This is a genomic window from Paenibacillus sp. NRS-1760, assembly GCF_050467785.1.
GTDB lineage: Bacteria > Bacillota > Bacilli > Paenibacillales > Paenibacillaceae > Pristimantibacillus.
The window spans coordinates 1-18,110 of record NZ_JBITPK010000019.1 but is presented as its reverse complement, the minus strand read 5'-3'; the positions used below and the strand labels follow the sequence as shown (position 1 = coordinate 18,110).

Sequence of the window (18,110 nt, the reverse complement as noted above, 5' to 3'; positions counted from 1 at the left end):
GATGAACGTGCTAGACATCATTGGACAACTTATTAATACAACGCTCGTGTTCTCCACCGCACTCATTTTTACAGCGCTTGGCGGTATGTACTCAGAGCGCTCAGGTGTTGTGAACATCGGACTAGAGGGCTTGATGGTTTCAGGAGCGTTCGCCGCGGCAGTTGCAACGGAGTATGCGATACAAGCTGGGTTAGGCAGTGCTTCACCGTGGATTGGATTTATAGCTGCAGCTATTTATGGTACGTTATTCGCTTTATTGCATGCGATATCAACGATCACGTTCCGTGCGGATCAAACCGTCGTCGGTGTCGTTATTAACATTCTATCGCTTGGCTTAGCGCTTTACCTAACCAAAAGCCTTTATGATGGATCAGGTCAAACGCCGCTTTTGGCTAATGTGTTCCACAAAGTGAAAATACCTTATTTATCTGATATTCCGTTGCTCGGGAAAGCTATTTTCACCGCGTATCCGACGACGTATATTGTCCTAGCTATCGCAGTAGTCAGTTATTTCGTCTTGTTCCATACGCCGTTTGGCTTGCGTCTGCGTGCGGTGGGCGAACATCCGAGCTCTGCGGATACCGTTGGTATTAGCGTAACGAAATACCGTTATATCGGCGTATTGCTTAGCGGCGCGCTTGCAGGTCTTGGTGGTGCAACAATTACATTGACGACGACTAGCAGCTTTGCGCATAATACGATTTCTGGGCAAGGATTTATTGCGCTCGCAGCACTGATTTTCGGCAAATGGAATCCGCTTGGCGTTGTAGGAGCAGCAATGTTCTTCGGTCTAGCTCAGGCGCTTAGAAGCTTTGCACAGCGCTTTGAATTCTCGCAGCATATTCCAGTTGAATTTTTCTACATGCTGCCATACGTTTTGACATTGATCGTTTTGGCAGGAGCTGTTGGTCGTTCAAATGCGCCATCAGCACTTGGTCAACCTTACGATCCAGCAAAAAGATAATTCAAAATGGTCTCTCTCCATCGCGGAGAGAGACTTTTTTTATTTCGTTGCTAATATAAGTGATGACGGAGGTCGCGATTATATAGTAAAAAAGGTTCATTTACGAAGAATGTGAGTGAGATACAGCGATCAAAATAATTTATTTTAAATTGCTGCCTTAAAAAGGCCTTTAACGCATTGACAGTAGCATCTACCGCGTGTAAATTAAAACTTAATCAAATGAATTTATCCCTTTTGGTTTAAACTATAGGTAAGCGACTTTCTAAGTTTGTGCATCAATTCACAAAGTTCAGCTTGCCGTATAACGGAATGGGTTATCGCCCATCCCTCATAAGAGGAGAGGATCTACTGTGGAAGCACTGGCACTGGAACGCAAGGCGGAGCAAAACCGAGAGCTGCGTGAACGGTTGTTACAGTTGAAGAAAGAACGGAATGCTATCATTTTAGCTCATTATTATCAACGTGATGAAATTCAAGAGGTAGCTGATTTCCGTGGAGATTCCTTCCTGCTTGCGCAGAAGGCTGCACAAACGGATGCTGAAGTTATTGTTTTTTGCGGCGTTCACTTTATGGGTGAGAGCGCAAAAATTTTGGCTCCTAATAAAACCGTTATCATTCCCGACGAGCGTGCGGGCTGTCCGATGGCCGACATGGTAAGTGTTGATGGCTTGCGTAAGCTGAAAGCGCAGCACCCGAATGCAAAGGTCGTTACTTACATTAACTCGTCTGCTGAGATCAAAGCTGAGACTGATATTTGCTGCACATCGGCAAATGCGGTTAAAGTTGTCAATTCGGTTGAAGGCGACGAGATCATCTGGGTACCAGATAAGAACCTAGGCCACTATGTGCAGCGGAATACCGATAAGAAAATGATTATCTGGGAAGGTTACTGCAATACGCACGATATGCTGACGGTTAAAGACGTAGAAGAAATGAAAGCGAAATATCCTAATGCGCAATTCGTTGTGCATCCGGAATGTCGTCCTGAAGTCGTTGAGCTAGGCGACTTTGTAGGCAGTACAACCGCTATTATTAAATATTGTAAAGAATCAGATTGCCAAGAATTTATCGTGGGAACAGAAGATGGCACTGGCTATCAGCTTCGTTTAGACAGCCCAGGTAAAACTTTTCATTTTGCATCTAAATATTTGGTGTGCCCTAACATGAAAGTAAATAATTTGAAGAAGCTAGTGAAATGCTTGGAAACGATGCAGCCTCAAATCTACGTACCGCCACATGTTGCAGATCAAGCCCGTTTATCCTTGGAGCGCATGCTACTCGTGAAGTAGTATGCGCTGCTTCTACGCTTGGAGGAGCCAATGATGATTCCTAGATATTTAGTCGATGTGCAGTTAAGTGAGCTGCCTGTTATAGAAAAAGATGTGATCGTAATTGGGGCCGGCATTGCCGGTCTTTTTACCGCTATACGAGCAAGTGAAAACAATTCTGTCCTCATGATTACGAAAAAATCGCTGCTCGACAGCAATACGCGTTATGCGCAGGGCGGTATCGCTGCGGTTATTTCGGATGAGGATTCACCGGCTTACCATAGACAAGATACACTCGTAGCGGGTGCAGGCTTATGTTCTAATGAAGCGGTTGATGTACTTGTTCATGAGGGGCCCAAAGGTGTTCGCAGCTTAATAAAGATGGGAACGCAATTCGATCTGGAGAATGGCGAGTTTGCGCTTACGAAGGAAGGAGCGCATAGCCAGCGGCGTATTTTGCATGCTAACGGAGATGCTACAGGTTTTGAGATCGTACGAGCATTGTCCGAAACGGCTATTGCCAATCCTAAGATCGAAGTTTGGGACGACCATTTTGTTATTGATTTGGTTACTCAGGACGGCGAATGCTGTGGTGTCATTGTACAGAAGCCGAGCGGTGCGCGGTTGTTTGTAAGAGGCAAAGCCGTCATTTTAAGCTCAGGCGGGGCTGGCCAGTTGTACCGTTACACGACAAATCCTGAGGTTGCCACAGGAGACGGCATTGCGATGGCTTATCGAGCAGGGGCATACATACAGGATGTCGAGTTTATTCAGTTCCACCCTACCTCTCTATGTTATCCAGGCGCGCCAAGGTTTTTGATATCAGAGGCTGTGCGCGGCGAAGGGGCGTATCTTCGTAATATTAAGGGAGAGCGCTTCATGGAACGCTACCATGAGCAGCTGGAGCTGGCACCGCGTGATGTTGTGGCGAGAGCCATCGTCAGTGAAATGGAAGAGACGAAATCGACCTTCGTTTATATTGATATTACACATGAATCACCGGAAATGGTGAAGCACCGTTTTCCTACTATATATGAATATTGCTTAAAATACGGCCTCGACCTGACGTCGGACTGGATTCCGGTTGCGCCAGCTATGCATTATATGATGGGCGGAGTGAAAACCGACCTAAATGGGGAAACGAATATAAAGCGTTTATTCGCTTGCGGCGAAGTATCCTCAACAGGTGTACACGGCGCTAATCGATTAGCGAGCAATTCGCTATCCGAGGCCATTGTATTTGGCAGAAGAATTGTAAAACGAATCGATGAGCTTCCAAGTCTAACGGTTCAGCCTATTATTAGTAATGAGATAGAACGGAGCAGTACATCAATCCAAGCTGTCGTAGAAAGACGGCTTAAGCTGCAAAAGATTATGGTTCGTTACGCTGGCTTGCGCCGCGATGCAAGTGGTCTTATGAAGGGTCTTGAGGAATTGAAACGGCAGTTGCCTATCTATCAATCCGTTCTGACTGGGCGTGAGGAATACGAATTTGCTAATCTGCTCACCTGTGCCCTGCTGACTACGGAAGCTGCACTCTCTCGGGAGGAAAGCCGTGGAGCTCATTTCCGTGAGGATTTCCCGGTACGCGATGATGCAATGTGGAGAAAGCATACGGTGTTACACCGTCTATATGGATTGACGGAGGAGCGAATAGAGGATGTTTGAATGGATGGCAGGCGGTTATAATGCAGCAGTGCGCGAGCAAATTCGCGGATGGCTTGCAGAGGATATAGGCAGTGGGGATATTACGACCGAAACGACGATTCCAAGGGACTCGCGTTCCAAAGCGGTTATCCATGTGAAGGAAAGCGGTATAATTGCAGGGCTTCCGATTGCGAAGCTCGTATTTGAGGTTGTTGATTCGTCACTTGTCTTTGATTCCAAAGTACAGGATGGCGAGTATGTAAACAAGGGTACAATTATCGCCACCGTAGAGGGCAGTACGCATAGCCTATTAACCGGAGAGCGACTTGCGCTTAACTTAATGCAACGGCTGTCGGGCATTGCGACTAAGACACGTTCTTTCATCGATGCGCTTGAAGGATTGACGGTTCGGCTTGTCGATACTCGCAAGACAACCCCAGGCCATCGGATGCTGGAGAAGTATGCAGTGCGTGTGGGGGGCGGCGCTAACCACCGATTCGGTTTATATGATGCAGTTATGATTAAAGATAACCATATTAAAGGCTCTGGCGGCATTCGTGCTGCGGTTGAAGCTGCGCGCAGTAAAATTCCACACACAATGAAAATTGAAGTAGAGACAGAATCGTTACTGCAAGTGGACGAAGCGCTTGCTTGTGGCGCAGACATTATTATGCTGGACAATATGTCTACAGATTTGATGAAGGAATGTGTAGCTCGAATTAAAGCAGCTTCTCCTCACGTTATCGTAGAAGCATCTGGCGGTGTCTCTTTAGAAACCGTTAAAGGTATCGCAGCTAGCGGCGTTGATGTCATTTCGGTAGGCGGATTGACTTATTCCTTCCATGCGCTCGATATTAGCTTGGATTTGAATGAGAAGAAGGGTGTGGAGTCGCTTTGATCCTCGTCATTGATGTTGGAAATACGAATATTGTGCTAGGCATCTATAAAGGAAAAGAACTTTTGCACCATTGGCGGCTGAGCACCAATCGTTCTGCTACAGTAGATGAATACGGCATTAACATTCATAATCTGTTTCATTATGCGGGCGTGAAGCTGGAACAAATGGAAGGCGTCATTATTTCATCGGTTGTTCCACCGTTGATGCGGACACTCGAGCAGCTTTGTCTCAAATATTTGCGTAAAGTTCCCCTAGTCGTAGGGCCTGGCGTCAAAACCGGATTAAACATCCGCTATGAGAATCCACGTGAGGTTGGGGCTGATCGGATCGTCAATTCGGTGGCGGGCATCGTAAAATACGGCTCACCGCTTATTGTTGTTGATTTCGGTACAGCAACGACCTTTGACTATATTGATGAAGGCGGCAATTACTTGGGCGGTGCCATTGTTCCGGGGATCGGCATTTCTACCGAAGCGCTTTATCAGCGCGCCGCTAAGCTGCCGCGTATTGAGCTTGTGAAGCCGAAGAGTGTCATTGGACGCAATCCTGTGACATCGATGCAGGCTGGCATTATTTTTGGATACGCAGGACAGGTTGACGGTATTGTTAAACGGATACGCACAGAATTCGGTGTCACACCACGTGTAATCGCAACCGGCGGCTTAGCTGAGTTAATCGCTGCTGAATCGGAAACGATAGAAGAGGTTGATCCGCTGCTCACACTTGAAGGATTGAGAATTATATATGAACGCAATCAGGAGGGATTTTGATGGAAAATCAGCTGAAGGACGTGCTGGTGCGAGGGACGGCATGGAATGGCAAGATTCGAGTGTTCGCGGCTCGCACGACTCAGCTTGTTGAAGAGCTTCGCCAAAGGCATGGTACATATCCAACGGCTACAGCAGCGTTAGGGCGTACATTAACAGCAGGTGCTATTATGGGCGCTATGCTGAAAGGGCAAGAAAAACTGACGATTCAAGTAAAGGGCGACGGTCCAATCGGCCAGATCGTTGTTGATGCCAATGCAGACGGAGAGGTTCGCGGATACGTTGATCATCCTGAAGTGCATTTGGCAAGCAACGCACTGGGTAAGCTTGACGTAGCCGGAGCTGTTGGACGCACTGGTTATCTTCATATTACAAAGGATTTAGGGATGAAGGAACCATACCGTGGCAGTATTCCGATTGTATCGGGTGAACTCGGCGAGGATTTCACATACTATTTCGCGGTCTCCGAACAAACGCCTTCGGCGGTTGGTCTTGGCGTCTTGGTGGATACAGATAACTCGGTGCTGCATGCTGGTGGGTTTATCGTTCAGCTTATGCCTGGTTTGACGGACGATGAGATTACAAAACTGGAGCAAGCGGTTGGATCGATGCCCCCTGTAACGACCTTGCTTGATCAAGGAGAGTCACCGGAGGGGCTGCTGCGCAGGATTGTAGGCGAAGATGGCGACCTTCACATTCACAATACGATGGACTTGAAGTTTCAATGCTTCTGTTCCTCCGAGCGTGTAGAGCAGACACTTCTCAGTTTAGGTGAGCATGAGCTGCAACAAATTATTGATGAAGATGGAAAAGCGGAAGTCGTTTGCCAATTTTGCAACGAAGCGTATACATTTGAACGGGCTCAGCTAAAGCTGCTGCTTGAACAAGCGAAACCAAAGCCGATCCAATAATCGGAGGCATTAGGGCAATGAGGAAATACGAGGTGCTGAAGGCCGTTGTCATCCTTCAAGCCGTATGCATGGTGGTATTATCGGTAGTCGTCGTAATTAGAGTGTGGCCGGGTCATGATCGACAGCTGGATAATCAGCAGCCAACGAATGTCGGTAGTGGGGAAGAAACGGCTGAACCGAGCAAGCCAGGCCAAACACCAACGAATCAATCGGATGGTAGTCGTGTTATCGCTAAAGTGGGCAAGGAAAACATTACGCTTGCAGATTTGGAAGGTGAGCTTCATTCGCAATATGGAGCTGCCGTTCTGCGCACGTTAATGGTTCATAAAGCGATTGATTTAGAAGCTGCAGCCTCTGAGCTTAGCATACTTGCTGAAGAGCAAAGCCGTGAGCTTGATAAAATGATTGAAGGCTACGATAGTGAAGAACGTTTTTTTGAAGTCATGCAAGAGCAATTAGGCATGAGCCGTGAACAGGTGTTGGAGGACTTGCATTACCGCTTGCTTCTGGAGAAAATCGTCGTGCGAAGCATTCATGTTTCAGATGAAGAGGTTGAACGCTATATAACCGATCATCCTGAGGAATTTGATGAGAAAATGCAGCTGCATCTGCAATGGATTATAACGGAGACGATGAAGGAGGCTAACTCCGTGATGGGGCTTTTATCGGATGGCGAGGATTTTGCTGAGATGGCACATTCTTATTCCATTGATTCTTTTACGGCAGATACAGGCGGCGATCTCGGCTTGATTGATAAAGATGACCCATTCTATAACCGCGAAATGATGGAAACAGCCAGTCGTTTGCGGGTAGCTGAAATTGCTGGTCCGATTAAGGTAGATGGGGGTTATGCGGTTATTCGTCTTATCGAGCGCCAAATGACAACGAATATGTCGGGCGGCAGGCTGCAAGATACCGTACGCAAGCAGCTGGCGCTTGAACGTGCTGACTCATTGACCAAAATTGAGGATAAGCTGCTAGAGAAATATGATGCTGTGAAAACAGAATAGCTTTGCCCGGTGCTGCGTTTTCAGTGGAGCGTTAAAGTCACTATTGACAACGGATGCAAGAGATTGTTAAGATGTAATTAGTGAAAATACCAACTGAATTAGTCGGAATAAGGAGGCAGTTATTTCCATGGCCAAAATTGTACAAAGTGTTCTAGATCTTATCGGTGACACTCCGCTTGTTCGTTTAAACCGTCTCGTGCCTGAGGGCAGTGCAGAAGTTTATGTGAAACTTGAATATCAAAATCCAGGTGCAAGTGTAAAAGACCGTATTGCAATCAGTATGATTGAGGTAGCTGAGCAAGAGGGAATCATAAAACCAGGCGATACTATTATTGAGCCTACTAGTGGAAATACAGGAATTGGACTAGCACTTGTAGCAGCTGCAAAAGGCTATAAGGCTATTCTTGTTATGCCTGAAACGATGAGTATTGAGCGTCGCAACCTGCTTCGCGCTTACGGTGCAGAGCTTGTATTGACGCCAGGTTCTGAAGGTATGAACGGTGCTGTTCGCAAAGCGGAAGAACTAGCTGCTGAGAACACGAACTACTTCCTGCCGCAACAATTCAAAAACCAAGCAAACGTTAAGGTTCACCGCGAAACGACAGGTCCTGAGATCGTCGAAGCGATCAACTCCCTTGATGGTAAGCTTGATGCGTTCGTTGCCGGTATCGGAACTGGCGGAACGATTTCAGGTACTGGTGAAGTGCTTAAGAAAAACTTCGACGGTATTAAAATTTACGCGGTAGAACCTGCTGCTTCACCAATCCTCTCTGGCGGCAAACCAGGTGCTCACAAAATTCAAGGTATCGGCGCAAACTTTGTTCCTGATATTTTGAACCGTGATATCTACGATGCTGTCATTACAATTGAGAACGAAGATGCGTTTGAATACGCTCGTCGTGCAGCGAAAGAAGAAGGCATTCTTTGCGGAATTTCCTCTGGCGCAGCGATCTATGCGGCATTGCAAGTTGCGAAAGAGCTTGGCGAAGGAAAACGTGTTGTTGCGATTGTTCCAAGCAACGGCGAACGCTACCTTTCCACACCGCTGTTCAACTTCGAAAACTAATTTTTACTGCCTATATCGAACAGCCTTTCATTCCTCGGAATGGAAGGCTTTCTTTTTACTTAGCTATTCTGTATACTGAGCAAAATAAGTCAAGTATTCGGGGGTTGAAGGTGATGATCACCGCGATAGAGCAATGGACTCGGTGGCACGCCGAACAGAAATATACGACGCTGCCATTCGTTAAAGAATTACCCTTTGAGTTCGGTAATCGGGCGAACGTAACGTCATGGGAAGAAGTATGGCAGGACGCTTCGCCACATGCTTTTGTACTAGAAAGCGGCAAGGACGGACGATATACGTATTTGGGATTGCATCCTGACGGGGTTATCCGTGGAAAAGGGCTGCAAGCAGAGTCGATACAATTCCATTCGCTAGAGGAGCAAAGCAAGCGCCGCTGGGAAGGTAAGCCGCTTGAGGTTGTGAGAGAATGGATGAGCGGTTTGCTGGGGCCGAAGCTTGAGAATGGGCCTAAGTGGGTTGGCGGCTGTATCGGATTCTGGGGTTACGATGTCATCCGTTCGATCGAACGATTGCCGGTGCTAGCCGAGGATAATCAGGATATTCCCGATTATTTATTCATGCAAATGAATGAGATATGGATAATCGACCATGAGCAATCAAAAGTGTATTGTGCTGTCCATTCAAAAATAGATCAAAATGCGGATCAAGAGGAGCTGCGTGCTGCTTATGACCGTGCTTCATCTAGAGCGGAAGGGATGACCGACTACTGGTTAACCTGGTTTGATGAAGAGCGTGCCCAGGCGAAGGCGATATCGCTTCGAGCAGAACGTCAGCGCTTGTTGACAGATGATTTATTGCAATTGGATGTGGATTCGATTACTGGCATCACATCGCCTTTCTCGAAGCAAGCATACATGGACGCTGTTCGCAGCATTCAGCGATATATTGAGCAGGGTGACGTTTTTCAAGTGAATTTGTCCGTTCGTCAGAGCAAGGCGATTGCGGCTGCTCCGGAAGAACTTTATGAATGGATTCGACTAGTTAACCCATCGCCATATATGGGGTTTCTGCGTTGTCCTGATTTTCAGATTGTATCTGCATCCCCTGAGCTTCTCGTTGAGCTCAATGACAACAAGCTGATCACAAGACCGATTGCTGGAACGCGTAGACGCGGGCGAACGGAGGAAGAGGATCGGCGCCTAGCTGACGAACTTCTCACGAATGAGAAGGAGCGGGCGGAGCATATTATGCTCGTTGACTTGGAGCGGAACGATCTTGGGCGGATTTCTACTTATGGTACGGTTAAGGTCGAAGAGTTTATGGTTATTGAACAATACTCACATGTTATGCATCTTGTTTCTCAGGTAGTAGGACAGCTTGCAAACGGCAAAGATGCTTACGATGTTATATCGGCTACCTTCCCCGGAGGAACGATTACAGGTGCTCCAAAAATTCGCACAATGGAAATCATAGAAGAGCTTGAACCGACACGCAGAGGACCGTATACGGGCTCGCTTGGATGGATTGACTACAGCGGAGATATGGAATTTAATATTATTATTAGAACAATGGTGCTTCAGGAAGGCGTTGTTCATATTCAAGCGGGAGCAGGCATCGTTATTGATTCTGAGCCGGAGCGGGAATATAAAGAATCGCTAAACAAGGCGAAGGCATTATGGAAGGCCATTCAGTACAGCGAACGGTTTGCAGCAGTCGATTTGGCAGCGGAAACGGAAAAAGGGGGAGCCTTAACATGATACTTGTCATCGATAATTATGATTCCTTTACGTACAATTTAGTACAGTATTTGGGTGAGCTTGGGGAAGATATTACGGTAAAAAGAAACGACGAAATAGATTTAGCCGGAATCGAAGAATTAGCGCCCGATCATATTCTAATATCACCAGGTCCGTGTTCACCGAATGAAGCGGGCATTAGTTTATCTCTAATCGAGCATTTTAAAGGTAAAATCCCGATTTTTGGCGTATGTCTTGGTCATCAATCGATCGGACAAGCATTTGGCGGGGAAGTGGTACGTGCGGAGAAGCTGATGCACGGCAAAACGTCTGCCATTTATCATCAAGGAAAATCCGTGTTTGAAGGTTTGCCATCACCTTTTACCGCTACTCGCTATCATTCTCTTATCGTACGCCGTGAAACGCTGCCTGATTGCTTGGAAATAACAGCGGAAACCGATGAAGGAGAAATTATGGGTTTGCGTCATAAGGAATATGCGATTGAAGGGGTGCAATTTCACCCTGAGTCCATTATAACGGAGCATGGCTTGACGATGCTTCGTAATTTCTTGCAAAATCGGACGGGCGCAGTGCGATGAAGGTCGAACTGAACGGCTCCGTAATGGATGCGAGCGAAGCCGTGATCTCAGTTTATGATCACGGCTTTTTGTACGGTATAGGTTTGTTCGAGACTTTCCGCACGTATGAGGGGAAACCTTACTTACTAGACAGGCATATGAAGCGATTATGCTCAGGTTGTGATCAGCTAGGAATTCAGTACACGCCTAATATGGAGGAGCTGCGCAGCTCTGTTAACGAGCTTCTTGAGGCGAATGAATTAAAAGATGGCTATATAAGACTAACCGTCAGTGCAGGCGAAGCTGAGCTAGGGTTGCCGACAAGAGATTATGAACAGCCGAATGTGTTAATGCTTGTAAAGGCTTTGCTGCCGGTTAATGATGCGGTTCATATGCGCGGACGGGAGCTGCGGGTTTTGCAGACAAGGAGGAATACGCCTGAGGGCGAGGTTCGCTTTAAGTCTCTCCATTATATGAACAATATTATTGCTAAGCGAGAGCTGCTTGCCAGTGGTGCTGCGCCTGGGGCCGAGGGTCTTATGCTCAGCCGAGAAGGATGGTTGGCGGAGGGAATCGTGAGCAACTTGTTTTTTGCTAAGGACAATGTTGTATATACGCCTGAACTGGCCACCGGCATATTGCCGGGCATAACGCGCGAGCGAGTTCTGGAGCTGGCTGGCAGTGCAGGGTATGAAACCGAAGAGGGCCTTTATAGCTTGGAGAAGCTGCAAACGGCCGACGAGATATGGCTCACTAATTCCATTCAGGAGCTCGTTCCCGTTACTCTGTTATCAGAAGCCGGCGGGGTGAGTAGAGTTATCGGCAACGGTCAAGCAGGGACTATTACGAAGCAATTGCTTACCCTTTACCGACAGACGACAATTGACGGTGATGCTGGAGCTATCTAAGCTCTGTAATCATGTAACATTAAGAAGAAGGATGGCGGTCTAACAATGGATCAACAACCAAATTTCTATAAAAGAGCATATGAGTTTGGCAGCGGAACGAGGCTGGAGCTAGGCGGGCGTACGTTGATTATGGGCATTTTGAATGCGACACCTGATTCTTTCTCGGACGGCGGGAGCTACACGAGTGTGGATGCGGCTCTTGCCCGTGCGAAAGCGATGGTGGAGGAAGGCGCTGATATTATTGATATTGGCGGTGAATCGACACGTCCAGGATTTGAGCCGGTGGGAGTGGAGGAAGAGCTGCGGCGTATCCTCCCTGTTATTCAGGTTTTGCGTAAGGCGCTGCCGCACATTCCTTTATCCATCGATACATACAAAGCTGAGACTGCGCGGCACGCGCTAGAGGCGGGCGCTCATATCATTAATGACATTTGGGGGCTTAAGGGTGACCCTAATATGGCCGCAGTTGCAGCTGAATATGCTTGTCCTGTCATCATCAATCATAACCGCCATGCGAGAGACTATAATGATTTTGTTCCCGATGTACTTACAGATTTGCAGGGCAGTGTAAGCATTGCGCGAACGGCTGGCATCGCTGAAGATCAAATCTGGCTAGATCCGGGTATTGGTTTTGCCAAAACCTATGAGGATAATCTGGAGCTGCTTGGCCGTCTATCCGAGCTGCATGCACTTGGATATCCGGTGCTGCTTGGCACCTCGCGTAAACGTTTCATTAAGCAGACGCTGAATCTGCCTGTTGATGAGCTTGTTGAGGGAACAGCTGCGACGGTTGCTCTTGGCATTGCGCACGGCTGCCAAATCGTACGTGTGCATGATGTGCGTGCAATTAAGCGTACTGCGCTTATGACGGACGCTATTTTATATCGACGTTAATTGTGTTGTTAAATGCCGTTTCTTATTTTGAATAAGGTACATCGTTAGGAGAGTGACTATAATGGATAAAATGCTGATCAAAGGGATGAGGTTTTACGGCTACCACGGCGTATTTCCTGAAGAAAACAAGCTAGGCCAGAAATATTATGTGGATGTTGAACTCAATATGGATTTGGAGCAAGCGGCGTTAACTGATGATTTGAACAGTACGGTGAATTATGCAGAAATCCACGCTCTCACGAAAACGATTGTAGAGGGCCCTCCGTTTAAGCTTATCGAAGCTTTAACAGGTCACATTGCATCGCAAGTACTGGAAGTTTATACTATGGTAAATGAAGTGACGGTTCGAGTAACGAAGCCTAACCCGCCGTTTGATATCCATTTTGACGGAGTAACGGTAGAACTGCGCAGAAAGCGGGACAATGATGGACGAACAATTCCCGCTTGATGGCGCACAGGCAGAGGCATATATCGCTTTAGGATCAAACATGGGAAACCGTGAGCAACTGCTGCTGGAAGCGATTAGCCTCATCGATGCGCACCCAAACATCGTGGTTAGCAGAGTATCGGGCATGTATGAGACTGATCCGGTAGGCTACACAGAGCAACCGCCCTTTATCAATATGGCATTAGCTGTACGAACGACACTATCTCCATTAATGCTTTTGCGTCAGCTTTTGGAGTACGAGCAGCAGCTCGGTAGAGTTCGACAAATTCGTTGGGGACCGAGAACCATTGACCTTGATCTGCTCCTATACGATAATGTCAGAATGGATCAAGAGGAATTAACTTTGCCGCATCCGCGTATGATGGAGCGGTCGTTCGTTCTCGTTCCGCTGCATGATGTTTTGGATCAAACACATCGGCTGCAGTCCGAGGTAAGCGCAGTATCTGAAGCAGCGCTTCTGGATGGAAAGGAAGGCATTACGTTATGGAAAACAATCAATTGGCGCAGCGCGTCAGAGCCTTTCGAAAGCTGAAGGGCTATACTCAGCAGGAGCTGGCCAAGGAGCTTGGCGTATCGGTGGCCGTTCTTGGCTCATTGGAGCGAGGAACAAGGAAGACGGATACGAAGTTATTAAATCATATCGCTAAGACGCTCGGAATCAGCTATGAGGAATTAATGTCTGATAACCGTGAATAGTGCTGTCTGGTACACAAGATATGAACCATAATCAATTAGAAGAGGAGGAAGGAGTGACATGCTGAAAATCGATGGCATCGAAATGAAGAACAGAGTGGTGCTAGCGCCGATGGCAAGCGTGTGCTATCCTGCCTTTGATTAATTGCCAAGGAGTTTGGAACGGGTCTTGTATGTGCGGAGATGGTAAGCGACAAGGCCATTTTGCATGGTAGTATACGGGTAAGGCAAATTGGGACATTATAAAGGATGTCAAAGTAGCGGCATCGATTCCCGTAATTGGGAATGGCGACGTTTTCTCACCAGAGGATGCAAAAAAGCTGCTCGAACATACCGGCCGTGATCCGATGGTAGCGATTTTGGAAAACTACGTCCACTCGCTTGGAGAGGACGAAGAATTCCAAGCTGTCAGTGCTGTTTCAGCAAAGAAGCGGGTTCTGCAGAAGTAGACGCCTACTAAAATACAAATAGATCGGTTATGCGATTTACCCCGTGACGGGAGCGAGCCGACACCATTCGACAAAAGCCGCTATCATGCGGCTTCTGCTCTACATTTCAGAAATGAAACGGTTTCAATGGGTCGTCTGGCTTTGATTGACATTCAGGGTAACTTTGCAATATAATCGTGCAATATAATCTAACGAAGACATCAAGAGCGCTTCAAACAACAGTTGGTATGAGGAATAAGAAGCGTAATATATTAGGTAACAGTGAATTCATACAAGGTATGAAAAATTAGTCACATGACAGGAGAATCGGAAAGATGAACGATAAGCAAATCATTCTGACTCAAGAAGGGTTGCGAAAGCTCGAAGATGAATTAGAGAACCTAAAGTCGGTCAAGCGTCGTGAAGTAGCTGAACGTATTAAAGTAGCAATTGGCTATGGTGATATAAGCGAAAACTCGGAATATGAAGATGCGAAGAATGAGCAAGCATTTATCGAAGGCCGCGTTCTTACCCTTGAGAAAATGTTGCGCAATGCGCGTATTATAAATAATGACGATATTGATATTGATACCGTGAGCATCGGTTCGATCGTAACGGTTGAGGATATGGAGTATGGCGACACAATGGATTATTCCATTGTTGGTACAGCGGAAGCCGATCCTTTGCAAAACAAGATTTCAAATGAAAGCCCGGTTGGTAAAGCGATTCTAGGCAAGAAAAAAGGCACCGTTGTCGAAGTTAGCGTACCAGTCGGCATTATTCAATACAAAATTCTCGATATCAAAAAATAATGTTTGCTATGAGCGGTTCAAAAAGCTTCCTTGTAGGAAGCTTTTTGAACGTTTAAAATATAAGAACGTATATTACAGGTCTATACATTGCTTATATTTTATTGCGAAACGAGATTTTGCTGCATGAATCCGGTGACAGCTGCTTGCTTTTGCCGAATGATCAAGGAGATGAAAGAAGTGGAACAAGAAAACAATGAACAGCAGGAGCTAAGTGAGCTCTTGCAAATTCGCAGAAACAAATTGGACGAGCTTAGAGGGTTAGGTGTGGATCCATTCGGCCGAAAGTTCGAACGCACTCATAACGCCAAAGATATTGTACAAGCCTATGAAGGGCTCAGCAAAGAAGAAATAGAAGAAAAAGCGGTTGAAGTGCGTATTGCTGGCCGTATTATGCAGAAACGCGGCATGGGCAAAGCGGGTTTTGCTACGATTCAAGATTTGAGCGGCAAGGTTCAAATTTATGTTCGTAAAGATTCCGTTGAAGAGCATAAGTTTGCAGCTTTTGATTTGCTAGATATCGGTGACATCATTGGCGTAGTAGGCGTTGTATTCAAAACGAATACAGGCGAAGTCTCTGTCAAAGCACGTGATATTGAAGTTTTGACAAAGTCGCTTCTTCCATTGCCTGATAAATATCATGGCTTGAAAGACGTAGAGCTTCGTTACCGTCAGCGTTATGTTGACCTTATCGTGAATCCCGACGTCCAACAAACCTTTATTACTCGTTCCAAAATCATTCAATCCATGCGTCGCTACCTAGATTCCCGCGGGTATTTAGAAGTAGAAACACCAACGCTGCATTCCATTGCAGGCGGTGCTGCAGCACGCCCTTTCGAAACGCATCATAATGCGCTGGACATGCAGCTCTACATGCGTATTGCAATCGAGCTTCATTTGAAGCGACTGATTGTAGGCGGATTGGAGAAAGTATATGAGATCGGCCGTGTATACCGGAATGAGGGGATTTCGACTCGCCACAATCCAGAGTTTACAATGATTGAGCTTTACGAGGCTTATGCTGATTACAAGGATATTATGGCATTGACAGAGAATGTCATCGCACATATTGCGCAAGAGGTTCTTGGAACAACGAAAATCACTTATCAAGGCCAAGAGATTGATTTGACACCTCAGTGGCGTCGCGTCAGCATGGTTGAGCTTGTCAAAGAAACGACTGGCGTAGATTTCGGCGTGGAAATGAGCGACGAGGAAGCCCATCGTTTGGCGAAAGAACACAAAGTTGCCGTTGATCCGCATATGACATTTGGTCATATTCTCAACGCTTTCTTTGAACAGTTCGGTGAGCACACGCTTATTCAGCCAACCTTTGTTACAGGACATCCGGTTGCTATTTCGCCGCTTGCTAAGAAGAGTGAAGCAGATCCACGCTTCACCGATCGTTTTGAGCTATTCATCGTAGCACGTGAGCATGCTAATGCATTTACGGAGCTTAACGATCCGATCGATCAGCGTGAGCGTTTCGAGTCGCAGCTTGTTGAGCGTGAGCATGGAAATGACGAGGCGCATGAGATGGATGAAGACTTTATCCGCGCTCTGGAATACGGCATGCCGCCAACTGGCGGACTAGGAATCGGTATCGACCGATTGATCATGCTTCTAACAGATGCTCCATCTATTCGTGATGTACTGTTGTTCCCTCATATGAGAGATCAGCGTTCTGCTGAATAAGAAAGAGACCAAGGAACCTTATGGCTTTTAGAAGCCATAAGGTTCTTTTTTTTCTAATATCGAGAATTTGCAACAACAATCCTTAAAAACATTCAAATTATGATTGATATTGTAGTACAATCTATTGATTTGCTAGATTCATATGGTAGAATAGAACTAATAAAGCGCTACACGATAACGGCAAACCTATCGAAAGGTAGGGACGCAAAGCTAAAGGGCCTTCCGTAAGATGGCAGCCAGCTACCGAATGAACAGGCTTTTTTTTGTTTGTATAGGGGAAATTCATCACATAGCGCTTCACACGATAATGGCAAACCTATCGAAAGGTAGGGACGCAAAGCTAAAGGGCCTTCCGTAAGATGGCAGCCAGCTACCGAAGGGAGTATATTCATGCGTAAATTTATGTTAGTCATCGCAGCTTTTGTTCTTTTTGCATCCATCCATGTAACGGTCGTTCAGGCAAATGAAGCAGACTCTTCTGATTGGCTCAATACGGGGAATTTAGATAAAGGTGTTGTCTCCGTACAATATGCAGTGAGCACTAAAGTGAAAACGAAGCTTATGATCGCAAAAGGCGCATCAAATTATACATATAATCTAACTAGCGGAAAAACAGCTGAGAAGTTTCCATTGCAGCTTGGCAATGGCGAATATACAATATCTGTTCTAGAGAATACAACAGGAAACAAATACAAATTGGCGAAGAAAGAAACCGTGACGCTTGATTTGAAAGACAACAAGGTTTTGTACTTGAATTCCATCCAGAACATTGACTGGTCGAATGCAAGCAGCGCCATCGTCAAGGCAAAAGAATTAGCCAGCAATAAAAAAACGGATATGGAGAAAGTAAAGGCAATCTACGAATATATTATTACGAATGTAAGTTATGATAATCAATTAGCTGCTAATCTGTCAGTTGATTACCTCCCCAATATTGATCGCACATTTAAATCGAGAAAGGATATCTGCTACGGATACGCTTCATTGTTTGCGGCAATGCTGCGGAGCGTGGATATTCCTACGAAGCTCTTGATGGGACAATCTACTTATGTGGATGTTTATCATGCTTGGAACGAAGTGTACTTGGATGGGAAATGGGTTACGATTGATACGACAGTTGATGCGGGTCTAAAGAAGGGCAAGAAAAAGTATGAGCTTATCAAGGATGCAGCTCAATATACAGTAACAAAAACATATTAGAAGTCATACGAGCTTGCGGAAATCGCACAGCTCGTTTTTTTATGTTTTTCTTCAATATAGATAAGGAGGAAGTGAAGCAACGATTACGCAATTAGAAGGCAAATAGGAGTGTTGAAAACTTTTTCGTAAACAATGAAAAAAATGCTTGCAATGCTATATACGCCTATGATATATTATCTAGGTCGCCAACGAGATACACGGTCGACAAGAGAGAAAAGATTGCTCTTTGAAA

General features: G+C 46.1%; 19 protein-coding genes, 1 pseudogene and 2 riboswitches. All 20 genes and pseudogenes read left to right on the top strand.

The window, feature by feature from the left end:
• Window position 1 precedes the first annotated feature (1 nt).
• The 20 genes and pseudogenes from ACIFSR_RS26455 (at window position 2) to ACIFSR_RS26360 (ending at window position 17,878) form a co-directional block, all read left to right on the top strand.
• Window positions 2-964 (top strand): ABC transporter permease, encoded by a 963-nt coding sequence (locus tag ACIFSR_RS26455; protein WP_430061156.1) that lies wholly within the window; start codon window positions 2-4, stop codon window positions 962-964.
• A gap of 350 nt (window positions 965-1,314) precedes the next feature.
• Entirely contained in the window at window positions 1,315-2,253 is a 939-nt protein-coding gene (nadA, locus tag ACIFSR_RS26450; RefSeq protein ID WP_430061154.1) for a quinolinate synthase NadA, read from the top strand.
• Window positions 2,254-2,286: 33 nt separating this feature from the next.
• The gene (nadB, locus tag ACIFSR_RS26445; protein WP_339209446.1) at window positions 2,287-3,900 is read left to right on the top strand and encodes an L-aspartate oxidase; all 1,614 of its coding nucleotides are present in this window, start codon (window positions 2,287-2,289) and stop codon (window positions 3,898-3,900) included.
• Window positions 3,893-4,777 (top strand): carboxylating nicotinate-nucleotide diphosphorylase, encoded by an 885-nt coding sequence (gene nadC, locus ACIFSR_RS26440; protein WP_430061152.1) that lies wholly within the window; start codon window positions 3,893-3,895, stop codon window positions 4,775-4,777. The genes nadB and nadC overlap by 8 nt, the downstream gene beginning before the upstream one ends.
• Window positions 4,774-5,547, top strand: coding sequence for a type III pantothenate kinase (locus ACIFSR_RS26435; RefSeq protein WP_076271311.1), 774 nt, complete (start codon window positions 4,774-4,776; stop codon window positions 5,545-5,547). Before nadC ends, ACIFSR_RS26435 begins: the two co-directional genes overlap by 4 nt.
• Window positions 5,547-6,455, top strand: a complete 909-nt coding sequence (gene hslO, locus ACIFSR_RS26430) for an Hsp33 family molecular chaperone HslO (protein WP_430061150.1) — start codon at window positions 5,547-5,549, stop codon at window positions 6,453-6,455. Before ACIFSR_RS26435 ends, hslO begins: the two co-directional genes overlap by 1 nt.
• Window positions 6,456-6,472: 17 nt before the next feature.
• Entirely contained in the window at window positions 6,473-7,465 is a 993-nt protein-coding gene (locus ACIFSR_RS26425) for a peptidylprolyl isomerase (RefSeq protein ID WP_076271313.1), read from the top strand.
• A gap of 127 nt (window positions 7,466-7,592) precedes the next feature.
• On the top strand, window positions 7,593-8,531 hold the full coding sequence (gene cysK / locus ACIFSR_RS26420) for a cysteine synthase A (RefSeq protein WP_054025838.1): 939 nt from the start codon (window positions 7,593-7,595) through the stop codon (window positions 8,529-8,531).
• Between the two features lie 113 nt (window positions 8,532-8,644).
• Entirely contained in the window at window positions 8,645-10,249 is a 1,605-nt protein-coding gene (locus tag ACIFSR_RS26415; protein ID WP_430061147.1) for an anthranilate synthase component I family protein, read from the top strand.
• Window positions 10,246-10,827, top strand: coding sequence for an aminodeoxychorismate/anthranilate synthase component II (gene pabA / locus ACIFSR_RS26410; RefSeq protein WP_339205911.1), 582 nt, complete (start codon window positions 10,246-10,248; stop codon window positions 10,825-10,827). Before ACIFSR_RS26415 ends, pabA begins: the two co-directional genes overlap by 4 nt.
• Complete coding sequence (pabC, locus tag ACIFSR_RS26405; RefSeq protein WP_430061145.1) at window positions 10,824-11,714, top strand: aminodeoxychorismate lyase; 891 nt, start codon at window positions 10,824-10,826, stop codon at window positions 11,712-11,714. The genes pabA and pabC overlap by 4 nt, the downstream gene beginning before the upstream one ends.
• A gap of 45 nt (window positions 11,715-11,759) precedes the next feature.
• Window positions 11,760-12,608, top strand: coding sequence for a dihydropteroate synthase (gene folP / locus ACIFSR_RS26400; RefSeq protein ID WP_339205913.1), 849 nt, complete (start codon window positions 11,760-11,762; stop codon window positions 12,606-12,608).
• Window positions 12,609-12,669: 61 nt separating this feature from the next.
• On the top strand, window positions 12,670-13,056 hold the full coding sequence (folB, locus tag ACIFSR_RS26395; protein WP_339205914.1) for a dihydroneopterin aldolase: 387 nt from the start codon (window positions 12,670-12,672) through the stop codon (window positions 13,054-13,056).
• Entirely contained in the window at window positions 13,031-13,588 is a 558-nt protein-coding gene (gene folK, locus ACIFSR_RS26390; RefSeq protein WP_339205915.1) for a 2-amino-4-hydroxy-6-hydroxymethyldihydropteridine diphosphokinase, read from the top strand. Before folB ends, folK begins: the two co-directional genes overlap by 26 nt.
• Window positions 13,540-13,752, top strand: a complete 213-nt coding sequence (locus tag ACIFSR_RS26385; protein WP_054025845.1) for a helix-turn-helix domain-containing protein — start codon at window positions 13,540-13,542, stop codon at window positions 13,750-13,752. Before folK ends, ACIFSR_RS26385 begins: the two co-directional genes overlap by 49 nt.
• A 58-nt stretch (window positions 13,753-13,810) precedes the next feature.
• Window positions 13,811-13,983, top strand: a pseudogene (locus tag ACIFSR_RS26380) (tRNA-dihydrouridine synthase); the annotation flags it as partial.
• A 5-nt stretch (window positions 13,984-13,988) separates the two neighbouring features.
• Window positions 13,989-14,198 carry a tRNA-dihydrouridine synthase gene (locus tag ACIFSR_RS26375; RefSeq protein ID WP_430061205.1) on the top strand — a complete coding sequence of 70 codons (210 nt, stop codon included), beginning with the start codon at window positions 13,989-13,991 and terminating at the stop codon, window positions 14,196-14,198.
• A 314-nt stretch (window positions 14,199-14,512) separates the two neighbouring features.
• Entirely contained in the window at window positions 14,513-14,989 is a 477-nt protein-coding gene (greA, locus tag ACIFSR_RS26370) for a transcription elongation factor GreA (RefSeq protein ID WP_076271320.1), read from the top strand.
• Window positions 14,990-15,157: 168 nt separating this feature from the next.
• Window positions 15,158-16,678: a lysine--tRNA ligase gene (gene lysS / locus ACIFSR_RS26365; RefSeq protein WP_430061203.1), complete on the top strand. Its 1,521-nt coding sequence runs from the start codon at window positions 15,158-15,160 to the stop codon at window positions 16,676-16,678.
• A gap of 169 nt (window positions 16,679-16,847) precedes the next feature.
• Window positions 16,848-16,926: riboswitch (cyclic di-GMP riboswitch) on the top strand.
• 51 nt (window positions 16,927-16,977) lie between these two features.
• Window positions 16,978-17,056, top strand: a riboswitch (cyclic di-GMP riboswitch).
• A gap of 12 nt (window positions 17,057-17,068) precedes the next feature.
• Window positions 17,069-17,878: a transglutaminase-like domain-containing protein gene (locus ACIFSR_RS26360; RefSeq protein WP_076271321.1), complete on the top strand. Its 810-nt coding sequence runs from the start codon at window positions 17,069-17,071 to the stop codon at window positions 17,876-17,878.
• Window positions 17,879-18,110: the final 232 nt, after the last annotated feature.

Bases quoted from the DNA above. Each gene is read 5' to 3' on its own strand.
- ACIFSR_RS26455 (WP_430061156.1), top strand. From the start codon at position 2: ATGAACGTGCTAGACATCATTGGACAACTTATTAATACAACGCTCGTG.
- nadB (WP_339209446.1), top strand. From the start codon at position 2,287: ATGATTCCTAGATATTTAGTCGATGTGCAGTTAAGTGAGCTGCCTGTT.
- nadC (WP_430061152.1), top strand. From the start codon at position 3,893: ATGTTTGAATGGATGGCAGGCGGTTATAATGCAGCAGTGCGCGAGCAA.
- hslO (WP_430061150.1), top strand. From the start codon at position 5,547: ATGGAAAATCAGCTGAAGGACGTGCTGGTGCGAGGGACGGCATGGAAT.
- ACIFSR_RS26425 (WP_076271313.1), top strand. From the start codon at position 6,473: ATGAGGAAATACGAGGTGCTGAAGGCCGTTGTCATCCTTCAAGCCGTA.
- cysK (WP_054025838.1), top strand. From the start codon at position 7,593: ATGGCCAAAATTGTACAAAGTGTTCTAGATCTTATCGGTGACACTCCG.
- ACIFSR_RS26415 (WP_430061147.1), top strand. From the start codon at position 8,645: ATGATCACCGCGATAGAGCAATGGACTCGGTGGCACGCCGAACAGAAA.
- pabA (WP_339205911.1), top strand. From the start codon at position 10,246: ATGATACTTGTCATCGATAATTATGATTCCTTTACGTACAATTTAGTA.
- pabC (WP_430061145.1), top strand. From the start codon at position 10,824: ATGAAGGTCGAACTGAACGGCTCCGTAATGGATGCGAGCGAAGCCGTG.
- folP (WP_339205913.1), top strand. From the start codon at position 11,760: ATGGATCAACAACCAAATTTCTATAAAAGAGCATATGAGTTTGGCAGC.
- folB (WP_339205914.1), top strand. From the start codon at position 12,670: ATGGATAAAATGCTGATCAAAGGGATGAGGTTTTACGGCTACCACGGC.
- folK (WP_339205915.1), top strand. From the start codon at position 13,031: ATGATGGACGAACAATTCCCGCTTGATGGCGCACAGGCAGAGGCATAT.
- ACIFSR_RS26385 (WP_054025845.1), top strand. From the start codon at position 13,540: ATGGAAAACAATCAATTGGCGCAGCGCGTCAGAGCCTTTCGAAAGCTG.
- greA (WP_076271320.1), top strand. From the start codon at position 14,513: ATGAACGATAAGCAAATCATTCTGACTCAAGAAGGGTTGCGAAAGCTC.
- lysS (WP_430061203.1), top strand. From the start codon at position 15,158: ATGAAAGAAGTGGAACAAGAAAACAATGAACAGCAGGAGCTAAGTGAG.
- ACIFSR_RS26360 (WP_076271321.1), top strand. From the start codon at position 17,069: ATGCGTAAATTTATGTTAGTCATCGCAGCTTTTGTTCTTTTTGCATCC.